The organism is Streptomyces shenzhenensis, from assembly GCF_021462265.1.
GTDB lineage: Bacteria > Actinomycetota > Actinomycetes > Streptomycetales > Streptomycetaceae > Streptomyces > Streptomyces shenzhenensis.
The window spans coordinates 270815-283516 of sequence record NZ_JAJONF010000006.1; the positions used below are offsets into that span (position 1 = coordinate 270815).

Here is a 12702-nt window from a genome sequence, read left to right on the forward strand (position 1 = left end):
CGTGACGGACCGAACGACGGTTACCGCTACCGCGGCGCGGAAGACCGTACGACGGTCGAGCCCTTCCCGCGTGACGCACCGTACGCGGTCGAGGTCTCCCGGCGTGACGCACCGTACGACGTCGAGGTCATCGCGGCGCGACAGACCCGGCCGGCATCAGGTCGCGCCGCAGGTCCGCGAGCCCCTGGTCGAGGGCGGCGCGCAGGTGGGTGGAGTCCCCCGTCGACATCAGGATGGACACGCCTCCCTGGATCGCGGCCAGCAGGGCGGCGGCCCGCGCGTCGACATCGAACTCGGCGGACGGGCTCTCGGCCGCCCGCAACGCACGGATGCCGGCCGCCAGGCTCTGCTGCCAGCGCCGCATCAGCCCGGTCACGATCGCCCGCGCCCCCGGCGTCGCACGCCCGACCTGAAGAAACAGCGACCCGAGCGGACACGTGTCCCCCTGGATCTCGTAGCGGGCGACCACCACGTCCCGCCACCGCTGCCAGCTCTCCCAGGAGTCGAGGCGGCCCAGATACGGCTGCTGGTCCTCGATCACCTGGTCCGCCTCGAACTCCGCGACGGCCAGCAGCAGTTCGTCCTTGCCGTCCGGGAAGTAGTGGAAGAGCTGGCTCTTGCTGGTGCGGGTCCGCGCCATGACGTCGTCGAGGGTGACGGTGTTGACCCCCTGCTCCCGCAGCACCTCGGCAGCGCCCTCGACGATCCGCCGCCGGGTGGCCTGGCCCTTGGCCGTCAGCTCCTTGTGCCGCGTCATCCCGACCTCCGCGAAGTGGACCGTAAGGTCCAATCCTTACCCCACCGCCAGCAGCACCGCCAGCAGCACCGCCCCGGCCACCGCCGGCGCGGCCACCTCGTAGGCCCACCGCACCGTGATCTCGCTCTGGGCCGACTCGGCCGACCCCCTGCTCTCCAGCATCTCCCGGAGGTCGTCCATGACCTTGTCGGTCTCCGTGCGCAACGGCCCGGCCTCGTGATCGAGCTCGCCCCGCCCCCCGGCACCACCGAAGCCGCCGAACCCGTCGAAACCACCGAGCCCGCGCCCGGCGCCGAAGCGCGTCCCGCCCCCCGTCTGCCCGCGCCGCGCGTCCGACTCCGCCTTCGCCTGCCGGCGAGCCACCTTCTTGCGGCCCCGCAGGGACACGGGGACCGCCCACAGCTGGTACTTCGCGCCGGACTTCACGATCACCTCGTTCGAGTAACCGGAGCGCAGCGAGGCGATCTCCCCCCAGGGCAGCGTGATCACCCGGAACGGGTTGCGGACGCGCAGCCGGTCCTCGTTCGCGAACACCGCGGGACGCAGCGTGAAGGCGGCGACCAGCGGCACGATGAGGATGAGCGCGGCGAGGGCGAGCCAGGGGGTGCGGCCCTGCCCCCGGAACAGCGCGTCGATGCCGAGCCAGCCGACGATGACGAGGAGCAGTACGCCGCCGATCAGCGCCTGGGGCGAGCGGTAGATGCGGTCCTTGACGAGGGGCGTGGTCATGCGCCGATTCTGCCTCAGCCGTGCGCCCGCGCGCCGCGGGGGCATCATCGCCGTATGCGAGCACCGGTGCGCTGTGGTTGCTCGCGCAGTTCCTCCCCCAGCCTCCGGCCGGGGGGACCCCCAGCGCCCCTTGACGTAGGACAGCTCCCCGGCACCGAGAAGAACCGCCCCTCGGGGTGTACAGCCGCTACGCGCGTAGATATGCTCGGCTGGTGACCATGCCCACCACCGCACCCCACGCACTTGCTGACGTCACCGCGTCCGACAGCACGCTGCGCCGCTTCCTCCACGGGCTGCCCGGCGTCGACGCGGTCGGCCTGGAGGCGCGTGCCGCCTCTCTCGGCACCCGTTCCATCAAGACCACCGCGAAGGCGTACGCCATCGACCTCGCCATCTCGATGGTCGACCTGACGACGCTGGAAGGCGCGGACACCCCGGGCAAGGTCCGGGCGCTCGGCGCCAAGGCGGTCCACCCGGACCCGACGGACCGGACGACCCCCGCCACGGCGGCCGTCTGCGTCTACCCGGACATGGTGGCCACCGCCAAGGAGGCCGTCGCCGGCTCGTCCGTCAAGGTCGCCTCGGTCGCCACCGCCTTCCCGGCCGGCCGTGCCGCGCTCGACGTCAAGCTCGCCGACGTACGCGACGCCATGAGCGCCGGCGCCGACGAGATCGACATGGTCATCGACCGCGGCGCGTTCCTCGCGGGGAACTACCTGAAGGTGTACGACGAGATCACCGCCGTACGCGAAGCCTGCGGAACCTCGGCCCGGCTCAAGGTCATCTTCGAGACCGGCGAGCTGTCGACGTACGACAACATCCGCCGGGCGTCCTGGCTGGGCATGCTCGCGGGCGCCGACTTCATCAAGACGTCGACCGGCAAGGTCGCGGTCAACGCCACCCCGGCGAACACCCTCCTCATGCTGGAGGCGGTGCGCGACTTCCGCGCGCAGACCGGCGTCCAGGTCGGGGTCAAGCCCGCCGGCGGGATCCGGACCAGCAAGGACGCGATCAAGTTCCTCGTCATCGTCAACGAGACCGTGGGAGAGGACTGGCTGGACAACCACTGGTTCCGCTTCGGCGCCTCCTCACTCCTGAACGACCTGCTGATGCAGCGGCAGAAGCTGGCCACCGGCCGCTACTCCGGCCCCGACTACGTGACGGTGGACTGATCGATCATGACTTTCGAGTACGCACCGGCGCCCGAGTCCCGCTCCGTCGTCGACATCGCCCCCTCCTACGGCCTCTTCATCGACGGCGAGTTCACGGACGCGGCGAACGGCAAGGTCTTCAAGACGGTCAGCCCGTCGACCGAGGAGGTCCTCTCCGAGGTCGCCCGCGCCGGCGCCGAGGACGTCGACCGGGCCGTGCAGGCCGCCCGGAAGGCCTTCGGGAAGTGGTCCGCGCTGCCGGGCTCCGAGCGCGCCAAGTACCTGTTCCGCATCGCCCGGATCATCCAGGAGCGCTCGCGCGAGCTCGCCGTCCTGGAAACCCTCGACAACGGCAAGCCGATCAAGGAGACGAGGGACGCGGACCTCCCCCTCGTGGCCGCGCACTTCTTCTACTACGCGGGCTGGGCGGACAAGCTCGACCACGCCGGCTTCGGCGCGAACCCGCGGCCGCTCGGCGTGGCCGGCCAGGTCATCCCCTGGAACTTCCCCCTCCTGATGCTGGCCTGGAAGATCGCCCCGGCGCTCGCCACCGGCAACACGGTGGTCCTCAAGCCCGCCGAGACGACCCCGCTCTCCGCCCTCTTCTTCGCGGACATCTGCCGTCAGGCGGGCCTGCCCAAGGGTGTCGTCAACATCCTCCCCGGGTACGGCGACGCGGGCGCCGCGCTCGTCGCCCACCCCGACGTGAACAAGGTCGCCTTCACCGGCTCCACCGCCGTCGGCAAGGAGATCGCGCGCACGGTCGCGGGCACGCGGAAGAAGCTCACCCTCGAACTGGGCGGCAAGGGCGCCAACATCGTCTTCGACGACGCCCCTGTCGACCAGGCCGTCGAGGGCATCGTCACCGGGATCTTCTTCAACCAGGGCCAGGTCTGCTGCGCCGGAAGCCGGCTGCTCGTCCAGGAGTCGATCCACGACGAGCTGCTCGACTCCCTCAAGCGCCGCCTGTCCACCCTTCGCCTCGGCGACCCGCTGGACAAGAACACGGACATCGGCGCGATCAACTCCGCCGAGCAGCTCGCCCGCATCACCGCCCTCGCCGACCAGGGCGAGGCGGAGGGCGCCGAGCGCTGGTCCCCGGCCTGTGAACTGCCCTCCGCCGGCTACTGGTTCGCCCCGACGCTCTTCACGAACGTCACCCAGGCCCACACCATCGCCCGCGACGAGATCTTCGGCCCTGTCCTGTCGGTCCTGACCTTCCGTACGCCCGAGGAGGCGGTCGCGAAGGCCAACAACACCCAGTACGGCCTCTCGGCGGGCATCTGGACCGAGAAGGGTTCGCGGATCCTGGCGGTCGCGGGCAAGCTGCGCGCCGGCGTCGTCTGGTCCAACACGTTCAACAAGTTCGACCCGACCTCGCCGTTCGGCGGGTACAAGGAGTCGGGCTACGGCCGCGAGGGCGGTCGTCACGGCCTGGAGGCGTACCTCGCCCCGTCGAGCCCGGAGGGCGAGCGATAAATGAATGCAGTTGAGCGACTCAGTGTCTTCAAGACCTACAAGCTGTACGTCGGCGGGAAGTTCCCGCGTTCCGAGAGCGGCCGGGTGTACGAGGTGACTGACTCGAAGAACAAGTGGCTGGCCAACGCGCCGCTCGCCAGCCGCAAGGACGCCCGGGACGCGGTCGTCGCCGCGCGCAAGGCGTTCGGCGGCTGGGCCGGGGCCACGGCCTACAACCGGGGCCAGGTCCTCTACCGTGTCGCGGAGATGCTGGAGGGCCGCCGGGACCAGTTCGTGCGCGAGGTCGCCGACGCGGAGGGCCTGGGCAAGTCCAAGGCGGCCGCGGTCGTGGACGCGACGATCGACCGCTGGGTCTGGTACGCGGGCTGGACCGACAAGATCGCCCAGGTGGCCGGCGGCGGCAACCCGGTCGCGGGCCCCTTCTTCAACCTCTCCTCACCCGAGCCGACGGGCGTCGTCGCCGTCCTGGCCCCGCAGGAGTCGTCGTTCCTCGGCCTGGTGTCGGTCGTCGCCCCGGTGATCGCCACCGGCAACACGGCCGTCGTCGTCGCCAGCGAGAGGGCGCCGCTCCCGGCCCTCTCCCTCGCCGAGGTGCTCGCCACCTCCGACGTCCCCGGCGGTGTCGTCAACGTCCTCTCCGGCCGTACGGCGGAGATCGCCGCACCGCTGGCCGCACACCAGGACGTCAACGCGATCGACCTCGCGGGCGCGGACGAGGTGCTGGCGAAGGAGCTGGAGATCGCGGCGGCCGACAACCTCAAGCGCGTCCTTCGTCCACAGCCTGTGGACGACTGGACGGCGACGCCGGGCACCGAGCGCCTGACGGCGTTCCTGGAGACGAAGACGGTGTGGCACCCGACGGGGTCGCTGGGAGCGTCGGGTTCCTCGTACTGAGGCGAACCGCGGCGCCCCGCGAACGGCGCGGAGCCGTATCGACATGCGGCTCCGCCGCGCGGGCGCGACCAGCCGGAACGGGCCCGCGTTTTCCGCCCACCCCCACCGCCCTCGCACTCCCCAGAAGCCGCCCCGCCAGCGGAATCGCCCCGGTCGCCGGCGCCCGCGCCGCGTGCCGGGCCGGCCGTGACGAGGCCGGCCAGGGCACGCCCGGCGGCCGGGATCGGAGAGGACGGACAGGGGACGCGGAGAGGATGCGCGCCGGGACCTCTCCGGCGGCATGTTCCGGCGCTCAGGGTAATGAGTGCGACACGAGGGGTAGTTGAGGTGTGACTCGCGCGCCAAAGCCGGCCCGCGGGGTCGGCAGGAGGCTCCCCATACGTCAAACTGGTGTTCCGTGAGCATTCATCCCCCGTCCCCCGCCCGCGTCGTGCTGCTGTGCGGCCCCTCGGGCTCTGGCAAGTCACTCGTCGCCGCCCGTTCCGGGCTCCCCGTCCTGCGCCTCGACGACTTCTACAAGGAGGGCGACGACCCGACCCTCCCGCTGGTGGCGGGGAGTTCGGACATCGACTGGGACCACCCCGAGTCCTGGGACGCGGAGGTCGCGGTCGAGGCGATCGGCCGGCTGTGCGCCACGGGGTCGGCGCCCGTACCGGTGTACGACATCGCACTGAGTGCCCGCACCGGCGCCGAGACGCTCGACATCGGCCGCACCCCGCTCTTCATCGCCGAGGGCATCTTCGCCGCCGAGATCGTGGAACGCTGCCGTGAACTGGGTCTGCTGGCCGACGCGCTGTGCCTGAGCCGGGGCCCGGTGAAGACGTTCCGGCGCCGGTTCCTGCGCGATCTGAAGGAGGGCCGCAAGTCGGCGCTGTTCCTGCTGCGGCGCGGCTGGCGGCTGATGCGGGCGGAACGCGCGATCGTGGCCCGTCAGGTGTCACTGGGCGCCCATCCCTGCGAGCGGGACGAGGCGCTGAGCCGGATGGCGACGGCGGCTGTCAGGCGCCACGGGACAGCGAAGGCCACCACAAACATCGCTTGAGCCGAGCCGCACGGTGGGAATTCAGCTGGCCTCGTCGCGGACGGCGGTGTCGAGGTCGGTGGCGGTCAGGCCGAAGGTGCCGGCCGTCTCCGTCGCGTCCATGTGGAACGGCGCGTACCACTGGTAGTCCATCTCGGCCATCTCCCGGGCGATCGGCACGATCAGCCCGGCCGTACGCATCACGAAGCGCGGCATCTGGATCAGTCTGACCGGTGGCCGGCCCGCCGCGACGGCGTAGCGCCGCGCCAGCTCGCGGATGGTGACGGCCGGCGGAGACGGCACGTGCCAGGGCCGGCCCCACGCGCGTTCTTCCGAGGCCAGCGTGACGAGGGCCTGTGCCATGTCGCCGTTGAAGGTGAAGGTGTGCGGCATGTCCAGGTGGCCGGGGAACCAGGCCGCTCTGCCCTTCTTCAGGGCCGGCTCGATGAGCAGGGAATAGATGCCGTTGGCGTCCTTGCCAATGTAGTCGGCGCCGCGGACCTCGACGGTGCGGATGCCCGCGGCGAGGGTTTGTTCCCACATGCGTCTGCGCAGGCGGCCCTTGCGCCCGACGGCAGCCATGGGGGTGTGTTCGTTCATCCGGCCACCGGGCTGCGGGCCGTAGGCGTACAGGCTGCCGGTCAGCGCGAGGACGGCGTCGTTCGCCCGGGCGGCGGCGATGGCCGCCTCCTGCAGGGGCGGCAACAGGCGCTCCCACGTCGTGTACGAGGGCGGATTGGCGCAGTGGTAGATCACTTCCGCACCGCGGGACAACTCGGTCAGGCGGGACGGGTCGGACGCGTCCGCGGCGACCCGGTCGATCAGCCGGTGCTCGGGGCCGGAACCGCTGCGCGTGACGATCCGGACGCTCTGGCCGCGCTCGGCGAGCCGGCGGGCGACGTTGGTACCGATGGAACCGGCGCCGATGACGACGTGCTTGCCCATGGCAGTTTCTCCTTCCGCGGAGTCTCGGTCAGTCGTCCACACCGGCGCCGGTGTAGCTGGGCACGTCGGCGAGCATCCGGGCGACCTGCGGGTTGAGCTCGTTGCGGCGCCGGTGCAGGTCCTGGATCTTGGCGTTCAGTTCGGGGTCGTCGTCGTCACTGACGTCGAAGATCTCCAGCCGTTCGCCCAGGTTCAGCCCCAGGTGGTCGGTCTCGTAGGTGGACGGGTGCGTCAGGTAGGCGAAGAGCCCGTCGAGATCGTCGACGACGAACACCGCGCTGTACGTGTAGTCGCCGCCGTGCTCGCGGCCGACGACGAAGGACTTCACGGCGGGGTTCGACCGGCCCTGGTTGCGCCAGCTCTCCAGCACCGCCTCGATCTGCTCGGGCGTCGCAGTGGCCTTCACCGTGGCCCGGTTGATGTGGTAAATCATGATCTGCTCCGCTCCTAACGACGTTAGATTTCCTAACGGCGTTAAATATGACATGCGCTGTCAGCGCGGTCAAGGCGGTGACTAGTGTTTTGAGGACACCATCGAAGCGAAGTGACGGACCATGCCGACCAGCACGAGACGGGCCCGCGAACGGGCGAACACCCGGGAGCGGATCATCGAGGCCGCGCTGCACGTCCTCGAGACCGAGGGCGTAGCGGCCCTGACGATCCGGCGCATCGCCACCGACGTCGAATATTCCGCGCCCGTCGTCTACCAGCACTTCGCCAACAAGGACGCGCTCGTACTGGAGTTGGTCGCGCACGGCCATCGCCTGATGCTGACCGAGATGCGCGAGGCCACGCAGGAGCCGGACACGGACCGGCGCATGATGCGCATCGCGTCGGAGTACGTCCGGTTCGCCGGCGAGCACCCTCACCTCTACCAGGTCATGAACGCCCCGGTGGTCGACGCGGACGAACGCCGGCGCGTCGCGGAACCGGCCATCGTCGTCCTCAAGGAGTTGCTCACCGCCTGGTCGGCCGCACACGACGTGGTCCTGGCCGACATGGACCAGGCCTGCGAGATCCTCTGGGGCACGCTGTACGGCATCGCGTCGCTCGGTTACCTCGGCAACGTAGGCAACGACCGCGCCCGCCGCCTGGCCGAACAGGCGCTCCGCGCGATCCTTCTCGGCTGGCGAACCGAGGCGCCGGTGAACCACCGGCCGACGAGCAGCTAACGCTCTGCCCATGGACGTTCGAGGTGTCGGGGTCAGGCTGTCCGGGTGACGGGGTGGCCCCAGCGTCGTTGTCGTTCGCTGCGGATACCACGACGGCGGGCAACCACGTCCGCGAGAGCGGCACCGGTTCGGACGCAGAAGAGCGCGGGGCTGGACGGACCCCCCGGCCCTCCAGCCCCGCTTCCCCTGTCGCTCCGCCGAACACCCCCGTGTCCCCCGTGGCGGAGCTCCCCCGTGCTTCCCCCCGGGTCCCCCCGGACCCGTTTTCCCCCGTGTTCCCCGTGGGTCCCCCGGACCTTCCCCAGGCCCCCGGTTTCCCCTGGTTTCCCCCGTCAGGATCCCCCCGGATCCCCTCACCTTCAGGCGACAAGCTCCCCGAAGGCGTTCTCCTCGTCACGGCCGAAGCTGAGGACCTCGTCCTCGCGCAGCCGGCGGAGCGACCGCCAGATGCTGGACTTCACCGTGCCGACACTGATGTCGAGGATCTCCGCGATCTCCGGGTCCGTGCGGCCCTCGTAGTAGCGCAGGACCAGCATGGTGCGCTGGAGTTCGGGGAGCCGGGACAGCGCCTGCCACAGGACCGCGCGCAGCTCGGTGCCGCTCATCGCGTCCGTGTCGCCGGGCGTCTCCGGCAGTTCCTCGGTCGGGTACTCGTTGAGCTTGCGGCGCCGCCAGGCGCTGATGTGCAGGTTGGTCATGGTGCGGCGGAGGTAACCGCCGACCGCCGCCTTGTCACTGATCCGGTCCCACGCCCGGTACGTCGAGAACAGCGCGCTCTGCAGCAGGTCCTCGGCCTCGAAGCGGTCACCGGTGAGGTGGTAGGCGGTCGCGTACAGGGAGGCGCGGCGCTCCTGGACGTAGGCGGTGAACTCCGCCTCGGTCAGCGAGTGGCGCTCCCCCGTGTCCTCCCTGTAGGCGGATCCCCCGTGCGTCTCCCCCGTGAAACCGTCAACCACCGTCATGTAGGCGGTGTGCTGACGCCCGGTGCCGCGAGCGCACCCCCGCCCGCTCACGGCACCGGACTTCTCGGAACCCCGGTTCACGTCGTGCAGACGCGTGATCACTGCGCTGGTGCTGTGGCTGATCAGCGTGTTCATCTCGCGCCCCCCGTCGTGGACTTCCGGTAGTTCGGCTTGCTCGGGCCGCTCGCCGCGTTCCGCTCGCTTGCCCGTGCCGAAAAGACTGCCGGGCCACCTTCACGGCCGTATCCGCCGTCTGTCACAGACCTGTCACAGGGGTCCGGTACAGAGTGTCCACAGAGCGTGCACAGGTGGTGGCGCTATCGAGGTTTACCGGGGCTGCTCGCCACACCGGTCGTACGACAGGGCCCGCATGGGCCAGAATGAGCCCGTGCCTTCCCTGTTGCTGATCGAGGACGACGACGCCATCCGAACGGCCCTGGAGCTCTCACTGACGCGCCAGGGACACCGGGTGGCCACCGCTGCGACCGGTGAGGACGGTCTGAAGCTGTTGCGTGAGCAGCGGCCCGATCTGATCGTCCTCGATGTCATGCTGCCCGGCATCGACGGGTTCGAGGTGTGCCGGCGGATCCGGCGCACGGACCAGTTGCCGATCATTCTGCTGACCGCGCGCAGCGACGACATCGACGTGGTGGTCGGGCTGGAGTCCGGGGCCGACGACTATGTCGTCAAGCCGGTCCAGGGACGGGTGCTCGACGCCCGGATCCGGGCCGTGCTGCGGCGCGGGGAGCGGGAGTCCAGCGACTCGGCGACGTTCGGAAACGTCGTCATCGACCGCAACGCGATGACCGTGACGAAGAACGGCGAGGATCTGCAGCTGACGCCGACCGAGCTGCGGCTGCTGCTCGAACTGAGCCGCAGGCCGGGGCAGGCGCTGTCCCGGCAGCAACTGCTGCGGCTGGTCTGGGAGCACGACTATCTCGGTGACTCCCGGCTCGTGGACGCGTGTGTGCAGCGGCTGCGCGCCAAGGTGGAGGACGTGCCCTCGTCCCCGACCCTGATCCGTACCGTGCGCGGTGTCGGTTACCGCCTGGACGCCCCTCAGTGACGGACGTCCAGGGAGGTCTCCGCGGCTGGGCCGCGGATCGCAAGGGGGCCCTGTCCCGGCTGCGTTTCACCAGTCTGCGGCTGCGGCTCGTCGTCGTCTTCGGGCTGGTCGCGCTGACCGCCGCCGTGTCCGCGTCCGGCATCGCGTACTGGCTCAACCGCGAGGCCGTCCTCACCCGTACCCAGGACGCGGTGCTGCGCGACTTCCAGCAGGAGATGCAGAACCGGGCCGGCGCGCTGCCGGTGCACCCGACCCAGGACGAACTGCAGCGCACGGCCGGGCAGATGGCCGGCAGCAGCCAGCGGTTCAGCGTGCTGCTGGTCGGCGAGGACACCGACGGCAAGACGGTGTACGGCAGTTCGGACGGGCTCAGCGCGTTCGCGCTGGACGACGTGCCGGCGTCGCTGCGCAAGGCCGTCGTCAGGCAGCAGACGGTGACCGACTCCAACAAGTCGGCGTACCACCTGTACTGGCAGCGGGTCGTGGACCACGGCACGCCGTATCTGGTCGCCGGGACGCGGCTGATCGGCGGCGGACCGACCGGTTACATGATGAAGTCGCTGGAGCCGGAGGCGAAGGACCTCAACTCGCTGGCGTGGTCGCTGGGCATCGCCACGGGGCTCGCTCTCATCGGTTCGGCGCTGCTGGCGCAGGCCGCCGCCACGACCGTGCTCAAGCCCGTGCACCGGCTCGGGGTCGCCGCGCGGCGGCTCGGCGAGGGCAGGCTGGACACCCGGCTGCGGGTCTCGGGGACGGACGAACTCGCGGATCTCTCCCGGACGTTCAACGACGCGGCCGAGGCGCTGGAGAAGCGGGTCGACGACATGGCCGCGCGGGACGACGCGTCGCGCCGGTTCGTCGCGGACATGAGCCATGAGCTGCGCACCCCGCTCACCGCGATCACCGCCGTGACGGAGATCCTGGAGGAGGAGCTGGAGGCGGAGTCGGGGTCGATCGACCCGATGATCGAACCCGCCGTCCGGCTGGTCGTCAGCGAGACGCGCCGCCTCAACGACCTCGTCGAGAACCTGATGGAGGTCACCCGCTTCGACGCGGGTACGGCCCGTCTCGTCCTCGACGACGTCGACATCGCCGACCAGATCACCGCCTGCATCGACGCCCGCGCCTGGCTGGACGCGGTGGAGCTGGACGCCGAGCGCGGCGTCCACGCCCGCCTCGACCCGCGCCGCCTCGACGTCATCCTCGCCAACCTGATCGGCAACGCGCTCAAGCACGGCGGTTCGCCGGTGCGGGTGTCGGTGCGGATAGACCAGCAGGACGGGGCGGCGGACACGGCGGGGGCGGGGGACGGGGTCCTGGTCATCGCCGTACGGGATCACGGTCCGGGTATCCCGGAGGACGTCCTGCCGCATGTCTTCGACCGGTTCTACAAGGCCAGCGCCTCCCGGCCGCGCTCCGAGGGCAGCGGCCTGGGCCTGTCCATCGCCACGGAGAACGCCCGCATCCACGGCGGCTCGATCACCGCGGCGAACTCCCCCGAGGGCGGCGCGGTGTTCACGCTCCGGCTGCCCCGGGACGCCTCCCGGCTGACGGAGGAGAGCAAGGAGGCCGGGGACACCGGCGACGCCGGGTACACCGGGGAGAAGGGCGTCTGATGCACGTGCGGAGACTGGCGGTACGACGGCGGGGCGCGCCGCTCCTGGCCGTCGCCGGGCTGGCGCTCGCGCTCTGCGGGTGCGGGATCCGGGCCACCGAGGTGCCGACCGACTTCGGCGGGGCGCCCTCGCGGGTGCCGTGCTCGATGACCCAGCCGGATGTGCCGGCGCAGGAAGAGCGCGGGGTGCCGGTGCAGGTGTTCCTGCTGTGCGGTTCCTCGCTGGTGACCGTCGACCGGCAGGTGCGGGTCCCGGACGGCACGGCGGACGCGCAGCGCCGGGTGATGGTCGCCCAGGGGCTGCTGGACCAGCTCGCCGAGACGCCGTCGGCCGCCGAGAAGGACGCGGGCTACACGACGTCCGTGCGGGGCGGGATGAGCGTCGGCGGGCCGCGGGCCGGTGATCCCGAGGACACGCTGCGGCTGAGCACGTCGCCGCCGCAGCTGACGTCGTACGCGCTCGCCCAGATCGTGTGCACGCTCTCCGACTCGGCGGCCGCCGAGGGGGACGGGTCGGTGATCCTGGGCGGGCCGGGGAGGGAGCCGTTGCTGCGGTACGAGTGCACCGACGCCGTGCGGAACTCTCCGAGTGGCAGCCGGCCCCCGTCCACCGAGGTGGCTTCCGGGTGAGGGGCGTTTCGGCGCCCAGCGGGGTGCCGGGGAGGGTGGTGGGGCGAGTGCGGGTGGTGGGTGGTGCTCGCGCGGTTCCTCCCCCGGCCTTCGGCCGGGGGTACCCCCAGCGCCCCTGACGGGTCGCTGTCGGCTCCGCGTGTCGATACAGCCCAGGCCCCTGACGGGGCATTGTCGGTGCCCCACATCGATGAAGCCGGACGTGCCGGGCGGGGCGCGTTTTCGGGGGCGTGTGTTTGAGGCCTCACTCCCCTGTCCGGAACCGATCGTGTGCGTGGGCG

Annotated in this window: 13 protein-coding genes; 8 read left to right on the forward strand and 5 right to left on the reverse strand. The window is 71.0% G+C overall.

What is annotated here, in order from left to right; translation table 11 throughout:
- Positions 1–127: 127 nt before the first annotated feature.
- Together LQ326_RS11510 and LQ326_RS11515 are read right to left on the reverse strand one after the other, a co-directional pair.
- Positions 128–757, reverse strand: a complete 630-nt coding sequence (locus tag LQ326_RS11510; protein ID WP_234535328.1) for a TetR/AcrR family transcriptional regulator — start codon at positions 755–757, stop codon at positions 128–130.
- A gap of 36 nt (positions 758–793) precedes the next feature.
- Positions 794–1486, reverse strand: coding sequence for a PH domain-containing protein (locus tag LQ326_RS11515; RefSeq protein WP_234535330.1), 693 nt, complete (start codon positions 1484–1486; stop codon positions 794–796).
- A gap of 218 nt (positions 1487–1704) precedes the next feature.
- Between LQ326_RS11515 and deoC the strand changes: the two genes are divergently transcribed.
- From deoC to LQ326_RS11535, 4 genes are all read left to right on the forward strand, one after another.
- Complete coding sequence (gene deoC, locus LQ326_RS11520) at positions 1705–2658, forward strand: deoxyribose-phosphate aldolase (RefSeq protein ID WP_234535488.1); 954 nt, start codon at positions 1705–1707, stop codon at positions 2656–2658.
- Positions 2659–2664: 6 nt separating this feature from the next.
- Positions 2665–4116 carry an aldehyde dehydrogenase family protein gene (locus LQ326_RS11525; RefSeq protein WP_234535332.1) on the forward strand — a complete coding sequence of 484 codons (1452 nt, stop codon included), beginning with the start codon at positions 2665–2667 and terminating at the stop codon, positions 4114–4116.
- Complete coding sequence (locus LQ326_RS11530) at positions 4117–5010, forward strand: aldehyde dehydrogenase family protein (RefSeq protein ID WP_234535333.1); 894 nt, start codon at positions 4117–4119, stop codon at positions 5008–5010.
- 397 nt (positions 5011–5407) lie between these two features.
- Entirely contained in the window at positions 5408–6052 is a 645-nt protein-coding gene (locus tag LQ326_RS11535) for a uridine kinase family protein (RefSeq protein ID WP_234535335.1), read from the forward strand.
- 21 nt (positions 6053–6073) lie between these two features.
- Here LQ326_RS11535 and LQ326_RS11540 read toward each other — a convergent pair whose 3' ends face one another.
- Together LQ326_RS11540 and LQ326_RS11545 are read right to left on the reverse strand one after the other, a co-directional pair.
- A complete protein-coding gene (locus tag LQ326_RS11540; RefSeq protein ID WP_234535337.1) occupies positions 6074–6976 on the reverse strand; it encodes an NAD-dependent epimerase/dehydratase family protein in 903 nt (300 codons plus the stop codon).
- A 28-nt stretch (positions 6977–7004) separates the two neighbouring features.
- On the reverse strand, positions 7005–7409 hold the full coding sequence (locus LQ326_RS11545) for a Dabb family protein (protein ID WP_234535340.1): 405 nt from the start codon (positions 7407–7409) through the stop codon (positions 7005–7007).
- Between the two features lie 121 nt (positions 7410–7530).
- Here LQ326_RS11545 and LQ326_RS11550 point away from each other — a divergent pair, with 121 nt between their 5' ends.
- Positions 7531–8148 carry a TetR/AcrR family transcriptional regulator gene (locus LQ326_RS11550; RefSeq protein WP_234535342.1) on the forward strand — a complete coding sequence of 206 codons (618 nt, stop codon included), beginning with the start codon at positions 7531–7533 and terminating at the stop codon, positions 8146–8148.
- A 359-nt stretch (positions 8149–8507) separates the two neighbouring features.
- Here the strand turns inward: LQ326_RS11550 and LQ326_RS11555 are convergent, their stop codons facing one another.
- The gene (locus tag LQ326_RS11555; protein ID WP_234535344.1) at positions 8508–9245 is read right to left on the reverse strand and encodes a SigE family RNA polymerase sigma factor; all 738 of its coding nucleotides are present in this window, start codon (positions 9243–9245) and stop codon (positions 8508–8510) included.
- Positions 9246–9498: 253 nt separating this feature from the next.
- Here LQ326_RS11555 and afsQ1 point away from each other — a divergent pair, with 253 nt between their 5' ends.
- Genes afsQ1 through LQ326_RS11570 form a run of 3 tightly spaced genes read left to right on the forward strand, consistent with a single transcriptional unit; the run spans position 9499 to position 12421 of the window.
- Positions 9499–10176 carry a two-component system response regulator AfsQ1 gene (afsQ1, locus tag LQ326_RS11560; protein WP_181805288.1) on the forward strand — a complete coding sequence of 226 codons (678 nt, stop codon included), beginning with the start codon at positions 9499–9501 and terminating at the stop codon, positions 10174–10176.
- Positions 10173–11792: a sensor histidine kinase gene (locus tag LQ326_RS11565; RefSeq protein ID WP_234535346.1), complete on the forward strand. Its 1620-nt coding sequence runs from the start codon at positions 10173–10175 to the stop codon at positions 11790–11792. The genes afsQ1 and LQ326_RS11565 overlap by 4 nt, the downstream gene beginning before the upstream one ends.
- A complete protein-coding gene (locus LQ326_RS11570) occupies positions 11792–12421 on the forward strand; it encodes a hypothetical protein (RefSeq protein WP_234535348.1) in 630 nt (209 codons plus the stop codon). The genes LQ326_RS11565 and LQ326_RS11570 overlap by 1 nt, the downstream gene beginning before the upstream one ends.
- The last annotated feature ends 281 nt before the right edge of the window (positions 12422–12702 follow it).